Here is a 435-nt window from a genome sequence, read left to right on the forward strand (position 1 = left end):
AACGGTGGGCAGGTGTACTATGGATAGGTTGCACAGCGGGCCGACGCGGGGGGGACGCGGCGTGCGATGGGGGGGCGGTTGCGTGGGGACTCTCCGCTCAAGGTGAGCCATCAAATCGACCCCCGGCAATGGCGCTGGAGGGCTGCATTCGTCGGCGGATGCCGGGGCTCGGTGAACAAGCGCAACGCTGCCCACTTGCTGCGGCTGGCGAGCCTGAGCAAAGGCACCTTGCAGCAATGGCGTGTCGACGATCGGCTGGACGGCTTCGACTGGCGGTGCAACGGCACGCTGGTGACCTTCCGTACTGCCGGGACCTTTGAGCGTGCGCGCCCCCACGTCACAGCCATCCTGCAGGCGCAGGTACTGTCGCTGGCCGCCTGCCACCGCCTGACACCTTCCTTGGCGGCTCGGGATTTTGTCGGAGGCTGCTATACC

The 435-nt window shown here is 66.9% G+C and carries 1 pseudogene; it reads left to right on the forward strand.

The features are described from left to right. Positions 1-435 (forward strand): annotated as a pseudogene (locus JMV15_RS28095) (amino acid dehydrogenase); the annotation flags it as partial.

This window comes from Pseudomonas paracarnis (assembly GCF_904063055.1).
Taxonomy (GTDB): Bacteria; Pseudomonadota; Gammaproteobacteria; order Pseudomonadales; family Pseudomonadaceae; genus Aquipseudomonas; species Aquipseudomonas paracarnis.